Genomic DNA, 13,335 nt, shown 5'->3' with positions numbered 1-13,335 from the left:
AAAAGCAGCGCTGCTAACGCTACTTTTTACGTTCACACTCTGCTGCTGACAGAGCGTGAGGAATTGTTGAATTCTAAATACAAAGTTATGAAGAAAATTTTTAATGTCGTAGGGAAGAGGCGGTTTTTATTCCTCCTTTTCTTGGTGTTTACCACTCAAATTAGTCTGAACGCGTATTCGCAGGGCAAGAGTCTGACTTTCAGTCTGAAAAACGCAACACTTAAAGAGATTATTAATGAAATCAGGAAACTTTCAGACTATGATTTCGTGTACCGGGACGTGAATTTGGAAGCTTTTAAAAGGCGTGATGTATCTTATAAAGATGCCGCTATTGATGCCGTGTTGACCGATTGTTTGAGAGGCACGGGGCTGGCTTACGAGATTAACGGGAAAACGATTATTATCAGGAAGGAGAGTCCCAAGGAAGAGAATCAAAAAATGAAGACCGTCACGGGAAAGGTTACGGACGAGAGGGGCGAGGTTTTGCCCGGCGTGACGATTATGATTAAAGGAACGGCTTTAGGAACGGCGACAGATGCGGACGGAAATTATAAATTGAATGTTCCGGCGGAGGGAGAGCAAGTGTTGTCATTCTCGTTCGTGGGTATGAAGACACGGGAGATTGCTGTCGCCGGCAAGACGAAGATTGACGTGAAAATGGAAGAGGATTCCGAAACTTTGGATGACGTGGTGGTTACGGGAATCTTCACGAAAGCGAAGGAAAGTTACACGGGTGCCGTGACGTCCGTGTCTGCCAAGGAATTGAAGATGTACAAGGGACAGAATCTTCTCGCTACTTTAAGGAATATAGATCCGTCGATCAACGTGGTGATGGATAACGCGCTGGGAAGTAACCCGAACGTGGTACCTGAAATCAATATCCGGGGAAATTCGTCTTTACCGATGAGCGTGGAGGAATTGAACCAACAAGCATCCAAGCAGTTGAACGCCCCGTTAGTTATAATGGATGGCTTCGAGATATCGTTGCAGAAATTGATGGACTTCAACGACGAGGAAATAGAGAGTATTAATATTCTGAAGGATGCCTCAGCCACGGCGATTTACGGTTCCAGAGGGGCGAACGGTGTCATCGTGGTAACGACAAAGGCTCCTCAAGGGGGGAAATTGAGAATTTACGCCCAAGGGGGGCTCAATATAGAGATACCGGATTTGTCTTCTTATGATATGCTGAATGCCCGGGATAAACTGGAACTGGAACGAATCGTGGGATTATATGACGACGAGGAGGATGTTACGCGTGACAGGAAGCTGAAAGAGTTGTACAACACGCTATACTCGGATGTGTTACGCGGCGTGGATACTTATTGGTTGAGTGAACCCGTGAGAACCGGAATCGGTCAAAAATATAATTTACGGCTTGAAGGAGGTGGTGATGCTTTCCGCTGGGGGGCTAATTTATCCTATAACACGATTCAAGGAGCGATGAAGGCTTCCGAAAGAAATACTTTCAGCGGTAGCGTGACGCTTTCTTATACCTTGAAAAATGTTATTTTCAAGAATCAGACCATTATTGATATCAATAAAGGGGTGGAGAGTAAGTACGGAACGTTTTCCGATTACGTGAACATGAATCCTTATTACAGGACGAAAGATGAGAACGGGCAATACATTAAAACGTATAAAGAGAAAGGGCTTAATATACCTAATCCGCTGTATGACGCGAACTTGAATACCATTAACGAGAAGAAGTATACCACTATCACGAATAATTTCTCGATCGAATGGAATATTGCCAATGCGTTAAAGTTAAGGGCTCAACTGGGACTGCAAAAGCAAACGAATACTTCGGACTATTATCTTCCGGCTGACCATACTGAATTTGACACGTATAACGGTAGTGACAGCTATTTCCGGAAAGGTAAGTATGTTTACGGGACCGGGGAGGATATGAATATAGATGGAAACGCGACGCTTAGTTATTCTAAGGTTTTCGCGGAAAAGCATCAAGTGTACGCCGGATTTGACTATTCCATTTCACAACGGAAAAATCATTTTTACGAGTTTACCGTGGAAGGGTTCTCGGATGAAAAACTTGATTTCTTGTCTAACGCGTTGCAATATGAAAAGAATGGGGTGCCGAAGGGAACGGAAGAACTTTCCCGGCGTATCGGTTTTACCGGGAACGTGAATTATATTTATGACAATCGTTATTTTGCCGATTTCTCTTATCGTGTGGACGGTTCTTCTTTGTTTGGTACTAAAAATAAGTTTGCCCCTTTCTGGAGTGCTGGAATCGGGTGGAACGTGCATAACGAATCATTCCTTCGGGATCATCGGGTGGTGAATACCCTTAGGGTGCGCGGCTCGTACGGGGAAACCGGATCTCAACAATTCTCGTCTTATCAGGCGTTGTCGACGTTTAATTATTATACCGGGAAAAGGTATATTATTTGGAATGGCGCGGAATTGATGGGACTTGGTAACGAAAAATTGAAATGGCAGGTAACGAAGCAAATCAATGGAGGTGTTGAAGTGGGGCTTTTCGATAACAGGGTTTCCGCTTCGTTTGACATTTATAACAAGAAGACGTCAAATTTGCTTTCACAGATGGATTTGCCTCTAGCGAACGGGTTCAGTTCTTTCGTGGATAACGTGGGCGAGGTGAAGAATGTCGGTTACGAGGTGATGTTGAGCGGTTATTTGATGAGGAATACCCAACAGGAGATCATATGGTCTGTGACAACAAAATTAGCGTATAATAAAGATGAAATCACGAAACTGTCCGCCGCGATAAAACGGCAAACGGAACTTTACAAGGCACAGGATGTGGATGTGAATCAGTTGTTGTACGAGGGGTATTCCAAAAATTCGATTTGGGCTGTACCTTCTTTGGGGATAGACCCGAGCACGGGAGCTGAGATATTTTTGGATAAAAACGGAAACATCACGGAGAAATGGAATCCTTCCGATAAACGTTATTTCGGGGTTAGTGAGCCGAAGTATCGCGGGAATCTGAGTTCATTATTTTCTTGGAAAGATTTGTCTGTAAACCTTTCTTTTGCTTTTCAATGGGGAGGGCAACAGTATAATGAAACTTTGTTGAGCAAGGTGGAAGTAACCGATGCCACGATATATAAAAATAACGTGGACAAGAGAGTTTACAAGAACAGGTGGCAAAAAGCCGGTGAAATCAAGGAGTTTAAAGGATACGGTTCATCGAAGACGAGAGCGTCGTCCCGATTCGTGATGGACGATAAGGTGTTCCAGTTCCAAAGCGCGAGCGTGCAGTATCGTTGGCATTCGGATTATTTGCTTAAAAAGTGGAGTATTGAAACAATAAATATCGGTGCCAATATGTCGGATATATTCTATATATCTTCCATCAAGCGGGAACGGGGTACTTCTTACCCGTTCGCTAGACGGGTGGCACTGACTCTTTCATTAATGTTCTAATTTAAAGTTATATTATTATGAGAAATATATTGATATGCGTGACGTTCTTTCTGGCTTGGTCGTTGTCCTCGTGCAATGATTGGCTGGACGTGAAACCGGAAACGGAGAAGGACGAGAAAGAGATGTTTGATTCCCCTAACGGTTTTAAGAATGCCTTGACGGCTTGTTACATTAAGATGAATTCCGTGAACTTGTACGGGAAACGATTGACGGTTACTGATATTGAGTTTATGGCTCAGCATTGGACATGGAGTGAAAGTAATTACAGGAATGAAAGAAAACTTAAGGATTTCAATTACGAGGAAGACTACCCGAAAGATTTTTTTTCGACTGTTTACGGGGAATTGTATAATATTATAGTACAGGCAAATATTATATTGAAGAATATACCGGAGAAGAAAGAGGTTATCGTGAACGAGGATGTACGTGCTTTGGTGGAAGGGGAAGCGTTGGCTATACGGGCTTTTTGCCACATGGAGATTTTGCGTTTGTTCGGACAAATACCTCAAAACGCGACGAAACAGGTTTCTTTACCTTACGCTAAAACCGTTTCGACGGAAGCGATTCCGTATTACGCGTTTTCGGATTTCGTGAATCTTATCGTTCAGGATATAGACGCGGCGGAAGCTTTGTTCAAGGATAGGGATCCGTTGTTTGAATACACTTACGAGGAGTTGGATAATTTTTCCAACACGAAAGAGTATGACGTGACTTTAGATGATGACTTTTTAGGATACAGGCGTTTCCGTTTTAATTATTATGCCATGAAAGCGATGAAGGCGAGGTTGTACATGTACACGGGAGATAAGGGGAAGGCTTACGCGGCTGCCATGGAAGTGATTAATGCAGTGAATAAGAAGGGCAATAAGGTGTTGACGTTAGCGGGTACCGCGGACATGAATAAGAAAAATTACGCGTTGCCTTCCGAATGTATTCTTGCTTTGAGTAATTATGAGTTGGAAAAGAATGTTACAGAATTATTTAGGGATTCAAATCCTTTGAAGTTATATTTGACGGATAAGCAGTTCACGCAAGATATTTTTGCCGGTCAATCGACTTCTATTAATAATAGAGCTCAAGTATGGAATACAGATCCTGATAATCAGGGAAATATTAAACCGACTCCCCGGAAGTACAATCAACCGACGATTGACGATAACACGGATATCGGGGAGCTGGCTTCTCAAAAGCAAGTTATTCCTTTGATTCGCTTGTCGGAAATGTATTTGATAGCCATAGAGTCGGCAACTTCTTTATCCGATGTAAATTCTCTTTACACCGAGTACATGAGGGCAAGAGGCGTAGCGGCTAACCCGTTGACAGAGGAACAGGTGATGACAGAGATTGTTCGCGAGTATCGTCGGGAGTTTTTCGCCGAAGGACAAATGTTTTATATTTACAAACGTCTGGGAACAAAGAATATGTTGTGGAAAACCGATCGGGAAGTCGGAGAACAGGATTATGTTGCACCTCTTCCTACCACGGAATATAATGCTAATCAAAAATAGAGAGTTATGAAAAAATTGATGAAATATACCATGTTGTTATTACCTGTCTTCGTCTTGTTCGCTTGCGAGGATGAAGTGGAGGTGTACAAGGAAAGCACGAATCGACTGAATTTCGTGTACGAGGCATACACGAAATCGGATACATTGATTCCCCGTACTTTTGTTTACGATCCGGAAACAAAAGTATTTGATACCGTGTGGTTGGAAGTGACGACGATGGGCTATATCGTGGATCAAGAGCGTAAATTCGTTTTGGAACAAGTGAGCACGGGGGAAAATCAAGCCGAAGCGGATGTGCATTACATAGCGTTTGATAATTCACTCGTGGAAGGGCTTTACGTGATTCCAGCCGGGAAGAACGAGGCTCGTGTTCCGGTTGTTTTGAAGCGTGACCCTTCCTTGAAAAGTAAAGAGGTGACATTGAGAATCAAGATTGGTAGTAATGAGAATTTTGAACCGGGGTATTCAACATTGCAAGAGAAGGTGATTACCATCGCGGATATATTGACTCAACCTCGATATTGGAATTTTTATGCATCTTATTACTTTGCCGGGAAATACGGGAAAGTGAAACATCAGTTCATGATAGATGCCACTGCCGACATGGGAATCAAGATGAACGACGATTTCTTTTATTCACTGGTTGGTGAACCTAATAGTGTAGATATGGGGTTGACTGATTATTGGTTCTATTTTTTTACCAGAAAGTTGGCGGAAGAGAATGCCCGTCGGGCAGAAGATGGCTTGGGACCGTTGCGTGAAGCCCCGGAACCCGGAGAAACGGAAGGAACGTTAGTTAGATTCTCTCGATATGAAATGTAATAAAACGAATACGGTTATGAAAAAGAAAATCAGCTATATATTAACCCTTTTGGTGCTTGTCGTATTTGCTTCGTCATGCTACGACGATAAAGGGAATTACGATTACGTCGAAATTAGTAAAGTTACGACGACCGGTTTGGAAGAAAGCTATTCCAAGATTGCTTTTCAAGACGTGTTGCACATAGAACCTACCGTTACTTCTGACCGTGCCGGTGATGAGTTCGAGTATTTGTGGACATTGAATCTGACGAAAGGTTCTGGTACTACCTCGCAGATTATAAAAATAGAGTTGGATACGATTGGTTATGAACGCGTGTTGGATTTTCCGGTGAACGTGAATCAGGGTTATTATGACTTGACTCTTCGGATCACGAATAAGGGAAATGGGATGGATGTCTATCACGTGATGTCGTTGTCGGTAATTACCAAGTTCTCGGAAGGTTTTTATTTGCTTAAAGATATGGGTAATTCGACGGACATCGATTTGCACATGTGGGACAATAGTAAAATTACCGATATCTTACAGAAAAAGGATGGGGAAGCACTCCCCGCGAGTCCGGTTAGTTTGGGAATTGATCCGGTGTATTGCTTTATTGACGAGTCAACCGGAAAATATGTTATAACCAAAGCCTTGACGATTTGCACGGATAATGATGTACGGATAATCAATATGGAGGACATGAGTACGGTTTACACGCATAACACGATGTTTCATAGTGGAGTGGCCCCGGAAGAAAAACCTTATTACGTATGGCGGAATATGTATGGTGTCGGGTATATATCCGATCAAGGCGCCTATTTCTCGGCACAGGCAGCTACCGAGCAATTATTAGGTGCAGGAAAATTCGGGTTCCCGGCTATGGTGAATGATGAAGAGGATTCGAAACCGAATAAGAATGGCGGTGTGTTTATGGGATTCTATTATTTCTATTTTGACGAGTTGAAAGACAGATTCCTTTACTTGGATTTTAATGGCGGTTTGAGTGCTTTATTGAATAATGTAAAAGATAGCCAAGAGGAAGAAAAGTATGTTCCTAACGGGATCAAGCATAAATTGAAAGCTTTCGTCCGGAATTATGTAGGGAATGTCAATACCGGGTTCGCTCTCTTTGAAGATGCGGATGTTACCGGGAAACATTATTTATATAATATGGTGTTGGATGATGCCCCTTATAATCCGATTAGAAAAGTAACGGAAATAGCTTCGACTTCCAAGTTGAATACTGCCACGTTGTATGCTTCCAATGAATTAACGGCGAAGGTTATCTATTTCGTTAATAACAATAAGTTATACATGTATGACACGGAGTTAAACACGGAAGAAGAACTACAACCGCAGGATTTCGCGACAGGGGAAGAAATCACTTATATAAGTAATCGCTATTGGATGTGGACGGACGATAAAGAGCATAATTTTGATTATTTGGTAATAGCTACTCATAAAGCCGGTAAATATAAAGTATATCTTTACGAGGTGTTGGGTGGAAAAGCCTATGGGAAACCGAAGTACGTTTTTGAAGGGGATGGAAAGGTGGTGAAAATGCAATATGTTTCTCCTAAAATGTCCATGAAAAGTTTAGACTATTTTCCGGGATCTTTCTGATAAAATAAATTCGTAAGTAACTATGTTGGTGGGGGATATTCATGGGAACGTGTGATATCCCCTTTAATTTCTAATAATTGTGCCATGAGAATTATATGTTTTGGCTTGTTGAGCATGTTGGGGGTAGCTTGTACTTCCCCAAATTATACATTGAGTGGAAAGTTGCCCGAAGCAAGTATCGGGAAAGAGGTGTTGCTTCTCACCCGTGACGGGCGTGGAGCGGACACGTTAGCCCGTCGTGTAGTGACGGAAGACCGGAGCTTCAAAATCGAAGGCGAGGATACGGATCAGGTATTGTATCTGAAAATAGGAGAGCGGGGACAAGCTATTCCTTTTTATCCCGAAAACGGGGAATATTATTGGGAACAGCGGGGAGAACATGAATATATATTTTCAAAGAATCCAAGAACGGGACAGTCCCGTCTGTCTGAACATTTATTAAAGTTGGATAGTAATATGCTGGAGATACAACTCTTGCAGCAAAAATATCGGGATGCTAAGAATGAAGAGGATACGCAATTGGTGATGAGAGAGAACGAGTTGTTATGGCGGAAAGGAAACGATTTGTTTGTAGACGCTGTTAAGGAGTTCGAGGGAACGAATATCGCCGTGATGCTGGTGCGGGAGAATATGTGGAAGATTGAACAGGAGTTTAAAGTGTTTAAACGAGTTGTCGAGGCGATGGGGACGGTGCCTGAATCCGAGGATAAGGAAGAAATCATGAACAAATACAAGGAGTTGGAAAGTAAACAATTGACAGGGCAAGCCCCGGATTTTAAATTGCCGGACGTGAAAGGAAATATTGTGTCTTTATCGGACTACAAGGGAAAATACCTGTTGGTGGACTTTTGGGCTTCTTGGTGTGCCCCCTGCCGGGCAAAAGCCAAAGTGTTGAAAAAGGAGTACCCTCGATTACAAGAGTTAGGTGTGGAAGTGGTCGGGATTTCTTGTGATAAAAAGAAAGACCAGTGGCTGAAAGCCATTGAGGAAGATAAACCCTTGTGGCGGCAGTTGCTCGTTGACAAAGAGATTAATGGTAGCGACACGAGCGACGATTATAAGGTGGAATTTATCCCGACATTGTATTTGATTTCACCGGATGGGGCGGTGCTGGAAAAGAACCCGAGTTTGGAGGAGATTGAAATGTTGGTGAAACAGATATAATAAAATGAATAATGAAAACACGAAAATTATGAATATCAATTTTTTATAATTAATGGCTCTCCCTAAAATGAAATAAATTCAGAGAAATTGGTTATTCATTTTTTTCGTGTTTTTATAAAGATAAAAATGTTTTGCATGCATTCGTGAAATTCAAATGTATAATAATATAGATAATATGTGCTTCAGTTGTTCTCGCATGTAATGGTTGGCGTTGTTTTTGTGTTTTTTTATCGTGTTGGTGGAGATATTGAGTAAATGGGAGATTTCCTCGTGTGATTTTCCTTGAAGGCTTAATTGATAGACTTCACGACAAGCAGGGGAGAGTTGATTGAATGCCGTTTGAATCATCTGGAAAACCTCGGATTCTATAATATTCTCTAGAAAGAAATCGTAATCTTCTTCTTCACGGATGATACGTTCTGCATACCTGTTGGCTATATTTCTGCGGCGTATGGTGTCAACCGAGAAACTACGCACGATTTTGTACAGGTATGCTTTTATGGTATTTTCTGTTTTGAATTCTTGGCGTTTTTCCCAGAGATTGAGAAAGGCATCTTGAATTACGTCTTCAATAATCGTATCATCTTCGATGTATTTTGCAGCAAAATAGCGCAAAGTAGTGGCATATTTGGTGTATAAATAATGAAATACTTTATCATTATTTAGATCTAAAGTGTTGATATTGAACTCCTCTCTCATATAAATGCCGTATCTTTAAACCAACGATTAATAACACCTATCTTCTTGATTCTTTTATGATAACAAAATCATTAAGATATTTAGGCGTTCTTGCTTGTGAATAAAAATATTAGATAAAAAATAATTTTAAGTAAAAGTTTCCAGATATCTTTTATATTTGTAGTGTTATTAATCGTTGGTTTTTTGAAACTTTTGGGTATAAAGAAATTATACTTTATTTGATTAGCGATATTCATGAAGGGTTGAGGGCGGAGAATAGAAAAATATTTCAAAAATGTATCGGAGTGTTGTTATTATCATTAATTTTGTTTTTTCAAAGACAGAAAAAATTGGATAACATTTAAAATTGGGAAAAATGAAAATTATTGTATCTGTAATATTATTGGCATTTATAACTGTCAGTTGCGGTACGAACAAACGTGTGTACGCACCACCTTTCGAGGAGGAGGAAACTGAAAATGTTGTTGTGAAAGAGGATGTGCAAGCCACAACCCAAACTACGACCACCAAGAAAGAGAACACGAAACCGGTTGTTTCGAAAGAGGAGAAGGTAACCATGACGCACGGGGATGTTTTGAAACGTTATAACGTGATAGTGGGAAGTTTTGGAGATCAAAATAACGCTATCAATTTGCGGAATAAACTGAACGGAATGGGATATACCAGTATCATTATGCGGAACGAAGCCGGAATGAGTCGGGTGAGTATCGCCGGATTTGACGAGGAGGCTCCCGCTCGGGCTGAATTGTTGCGGATTCGTGAGCAATACCCGGAATTCGCGGATGCTTGGTTGTTGATTTCTAAAAAGTAGTAATACCCCTATAAAAAGAGTGGCGGAGAAGATTCCCCGCCACTTTTTTTATTTATAAGCATGTCATTTAATTTGCTTTAACAAATCTTTCACGGCAGCTTCAACTTGTAAATCACGACCTTGCATTGCGCTTGCAGGATCATTAGACACTTTAATGTCCGGTTCCAGTTGCATGTTTTCGAGAATGCGACCTTGGTTATCTTTCATACCCACCTGTGGAATACCGAATGTGACATTATTGATCATGGTTTCCCACCACACGGCAGTCATTGTTCCCGGGACAGGCATACCGATCAGTTTACCCAATCCCAGTTCTTTGTAAGCCCACGGGAATCCATGCGCGTTACTGTAATTGCTTTCGCTAATCAGCACGGCTGAAGGTTTTGTCCATTGCGCAAACGGATCGATACCGATAAATTGTCCGCGGGGAACAAATTCCGCGTATTGTTTACCACTTAACAGATGCAGCAAATCCTCGTGCAACCAGCCGCCCCCGTTATACCGGGTGTCGATGATAACCGCTTTCCGGTTCCGGTAGCGACCTAATAATTCAGAATATGTTTTCCGGAAACTGCGACTATCCATAGAGGCAACGTGAATGTAACCGATTTGCCCGTTTGACAGGCTGTCCACCATGTGTTGGCGTTGTTTCACCCACCGTTGATACAATAATTGATTCAACATGCCGGCGGAAATAGGTTTCACGTATTCTTCCCACTCTTTTTTCTTTATCGGGTCGTAGATAGTTAGCATCGTGCGTTTTCCTGCTTTGCCTTCCAGTAAAGCGAAGTAATCTTCACCCTTTTTGATATCCTGATTGTCAATCTTCCGGATGATCATGCCTGCCGTAATCTTGTCCCCGGATAAATCCAGTGGTCCCCGTTCAATAATTTCGCTGATTTTTAAACCGTCACCGTTGAACTGCTGGTCGAAGAATACACCGAAGTTAGCCGTAGCCGCACGATTTGAGCGGGCGTAATACCGGGCACCCGTGTGCGAGGCGTTCAATTCTCCCAGCATCTCACCCAAAAGTTCGGCAAAATCATAATCATTGTTGATATGCGGCAGAAAACGTTCGTAGGCTTTTTTATAAAATGGCCAATCAACTCCTTTGAAGTCTTTATCATAGAATTTATCTGTCACTTGCTGCCACACGTGATTATACAGACTTGCACGTTCTTCTGTCGGTTTCCACTCGAAATCAGCCTTGTAATTCAATTGTTTCAGTTGCCCGTTGCTTTGATTTACCGTGAAAATCTGTCCGCCGGATAATAAATAAAGGGTACGCCCGTCTTTCGACAGTTCTAATGCTCCGCGGCGTCCCGTTTTTGATAAGATGCGGGTAGTGTTATTCTCGAAATCGTGCACCCATAAATCGTGACCACCTTCAAATGCAGCCAGATAGTACAGCTTGTTTCCGTCATTGGATAATATGGCATCCCCTAAGTTGGAGGAGTGAATTGTCATACGAATCATCCGGTCTTCCAAGTTTTGCAAGTTGAAATTCAGTTCAGGAAGGGCGGGGGATTCTTTGCTTTTCTTCGTGTCTTTGCCTTGTTTATCGTTTTTCTTCAAGGTATCGGCCTTTTCTTTTTTAGCTTGTTGGGCTTTCAGTTCTTGAGCCAATGCCCGTTCTTCCTTGCTCATGATGAAATGGTCATAAGCATCGGTATCCAAGAAAAGTCCGTAGATATCACCTTGTGCTCCCCAGCTACCGTGGCTGCGTAAACCTTGGCGGTCCGTGTACCAGATAATAGCTTTGCCCCCCATCACCCAACGGGGATTGGCATCGGTGTAACCACTATTCGTCAGATTGTGTATTTCTCCTTTGCCATCCGCTTTCACGAGGGCGATGTCCGGGTGTTGCCAACCGCCTTCCTCGAAGAATTGTGCCAGAATCCAACGTCCGTCCGGTGACCATTCAAAGGATTGATCCCCGTCGGCGTAAGAATAATTGTATTTAGCCGGTAAAACGGTTCTCGATTTTTTACTTTTTAAATCAAGTACCTTGATTTCGGTTCTGTTTTCGAGATAGGCAACTTCTTTCCCGTCCGGGGAGAATTGAGGCTGGAAACAAGCCTGTCCGCCTTTCGTGAGTTGTTCTTCTTCTATTTCACGAGCGTAAACAAAAGATTGGTCATCAGCGTTTTTGATACGGGAAATGTAGAGATTCCATTGTCCGTCACGTTCGGACGCGTACACGAGGGAACGTCCGTCCGGCGAGAAGTTCACGTTGCGCTCTTGGGCGGCAGTGTTCGTGACGCGTTTGGTGGTACCGAATTCAGCGTTGGCAACAAAAATATCACCGCGGATGACAACGGCAAATTCTTTCCCGTTCGGGGATACGGCAACTTCTCTCGCTCCGTTGGACCAACTCATTTTACTGACAGCCGGGACCGGGTCGTCCATCACGATATTGATGTTCACTTTTTTGGGTTGTTTGCCGGGAGTCATGGTATAGATTTCCCCGTCAAAGAAGAAACACAATACATCTTCATTCGAGCGGGTAAGGAAACGAACCGGGTGTTTGGTGAATTTCGTTACTTGTTCAATCGTTTGCGGGTTGTCTAAAGACATTTTGCACACGTTGAAACTACCGTAACGTTCACTTAGGAAATACAGCGTGTTATCGTTTGCCGCCAACACGGGATTACGGTCTTCTACCTGTTTGTTTGTCAGGTTTTTAAATTCTCCGTTTTTCAAATCATACTCCCAAATGTCGCGGCACACGGAAGAAGTATGGTGCTTTCTCCATTCGTCCTCGTATCCTTTCAAGTCATGGTAGTACATTTTATTACCATCTTTCGAGAAACAGATATCGTAGGCTTCAAAAGTCAATACCTGTTTCGGACGACCTCCGGTCACGGGTACTGAATATACTTGTCCTCCCGATGGGAATTGCCCGTATTTTTGATCCGGTAAAAGGGAGCCGCGGAAAAGAATATTTTTCCCGTCATTCGTGAAACATTCCGGGGTAGCACTGCCGGAAAACGTCGTCAGACGGGTAGGGGTTCCGCCATTTACCGGTACCGTGTAAAGATCCATCCCCCCGTCACGTCCGGAAGTGAACGCGATAGTTTTGCTATCCGGCGACCATATCGGATGATAGTCATAGCCGGGATGGGTTGTCAACTGTGTAGCTTTACCTCCGGCAGCGTCTACAAGGAAAATATCTCCTTTGTAGCAGAAAGCGATTGTCTTTCCGTCGGGTGCTATGGACGGGTAACGCATCCATAGAGGATGTTCCTGTGCAGACAAGTTTGAAAATAACAGCAAACTTGTCCAAATCAGAATAAGTTTAATAAAATTCATAT

Annotated in this window: 8 protein-coding genes; 6 read left to right on the top strand and 2 right to left on the bottom strand. The window is 42.6% G+C overall.

The window, feature by feature from the left end:
- The first annotated feature begins 87 nt into the window (after positions 1 to 87).
- The 5 genes from H8S64_RS06625 (at position 88) to H8S64_RS06605 (ending at position 8,511) form a co-directional block, all read left to right on the top strand.
- Positions 88 to 3,414, top strand: coding sequence for a SusC/RagA family TonB-linked outer membrane protein (locus tag H8S64_RS06625; protein ID WP_186975431.1), 3,327 nt, complete (start codon positions 88 to 90; stop codon positions 3,412 to 3,414).
- 17 nt (positions 3,415 to 3,431) lie between these two features.
- Complete coding sequence (locus tag H8S64_RS06620; protein ID WP_186975430.1) at positions 3,432 to 4,922, top strand: RagB/SusD family nutrient uptake outer membrane protein; 1,491 nt, start codon at positions 3,432 to 3,434, stop codon at positions 4,920 to 4,922.
- Positions 4,923 to 4,928: 6 nt separating this feature from the next.
- A complete protein-coding gene (locus H8S64_RS06615) occupies positions 4,929 to 5,744 on the top strand; it encodes a DUF4843 domain-containing protein (protein WP_186975429.1) in 816 nt (271 codons plus the stop codon).
- Between the two features lie 16 nt (positions 5,745 to 5,760).
- Positions 5,761 to 7,347 carry a PKD-like family lipoprotein gene (locus H8S64_RS06610; RefSeq protein ID WP_186975428.1) on the top strand — a complete coding sequence of 529 codons (1,587 nt, stop codon included), beginning with the start codon at positions 5,761 to 5,763 and terminating at the stop codon, positions 7,345 to 7,347.
- Between the two features lie 84 nt (positions 7,348 to 7,431).
- Positions 7,432 to 8,511, top strand: a complete 1,080-nt coding sequence (locus H8S64_RS06605; RefSeq protein ID WP_186975427.1) for a redoxin domain-containing protein — start codon at positions 7,432 to 7,434, stop codon at positions 8,509 to 8,511.
- 150 nt (positions 8,512 to 8,661) lie between these two features.
- Here the strand turns inward: H8S64_RS06605 and H8S64_RS06600 are convergent, their stop codons facing one another.
- Positions 8,662 to 9,210, bottom strand: a complete 549-nt coding sequence (locus H8S64_RS06600) for an RNA polymerase sigma-70 factor (protein ID WP_099292535.1) — start codon at positions 9,208 to 9,210, stop codon at positions 8,662 to 8,664.
- Between the two features lie 355 nt (positions 9,211 to 9,565).
- Between H8S64_RS06600 and H8S64_RS06595 the strand changes: the two genes are divergently transcribed.
- Entirely contained in the window at positions 9,566 to 10,021 is a 456-nt protein-coding gene (locus H8S64_RS06595) for an SPOR domain-containing protein (protein ID WP_099292534.1), read from the top strand.
- Positions 10,022 to 10,084: 63 nt separating this feature from the next.
- Here H8S64_RS06595 and H8S64_RS06590 read toward each other — a convergent pair whose 3' ends face one another.
- Entirely contained in the window at positions 10,085 to 13,333 is a 3,249-nt protein-coding gene (locus H8S64_RS06590; protein WP_186975426.1) for a S41 family peptidase, read from the bottom strand.
- Positions 13,334 to 13,335: the final 2 nt, after the last annotated feature.

Source organism: Butyricimonas hominis, assembly GCF_014287455.1.
GTDB classification, from domain to species: Bacteria; Bacteroidota; Bacteroidia; order Bacteroidales; family Marinifilaceae; genus Butyricimonas; species Butyricimonas muris.
Note: the sequence above shows the minus strand (reverse complement) of the source record. Positions and strands in the feature narration are given on the sequence as shown.

What these genes read in the sequence shown, in the direction of transcription:
- H8S64_RS06605 (WP_186975427.1), top strand. Translation starts at nt 7,432, where the DNA reads ATGAGAATTATATGTTTTGGCTTGTTGAGCATGTTGGGGGTAGCTTGT.
- H8S64_RS06625 (WP_186975431.1), top strand. Translation starts at nt 88, where the DNA reads ATGAAGAAAATTTTTAATGTCGTAGGGAAGAGGCGGTTTTTATTCCTC.
- H8S64_RS06610 (WP_186975428.1), top strand. Translation starts at nt 5,761, where the DNA reads ATGAAAAAGAAAATCAGCTATATATTAACCCTTTTGGTGCTTGTCGTA.
- H8S64_RS06620 (WP_186975430.1), top strand. Translation starts at nt 3,432, where the DNA reads ATGAGAAATATATTGATATGCGTGACGTTCTTTCTGGCTTGGTCGTTG.
- H8S64_RS06595 (WP_099292534.1), top strand. Translation starts at nt 9,566, where the DNA reads ATGAAAATTATTGTATCTGTAATATTATTGGCATTTATAACTGTCAGT.
- H8S64_RS06615 (WP_186975429.1), top strand. Translation starts at nt 4,929, where the DNA reads ATGAAAAAATTGATGAAATATACCATGTTGTTATTACCTGTCTTCGTC.
- H8S64_RS06590 (WP_186975426.1), bottom strand. Translation starts at nt 13,333, where the DNA reads ATGAATTTTATTAAACTTATTCTGATTTGGACAAGTTTGCTGTTATTT.
- H8S64_RS06600 (WP_099292535.1), bottom strand. Translation starts at nt 9,210, where the DNA reads ATGAGAGAGGAGTTCAATATCAACACTTTAGATCTAAATAATGATAAA.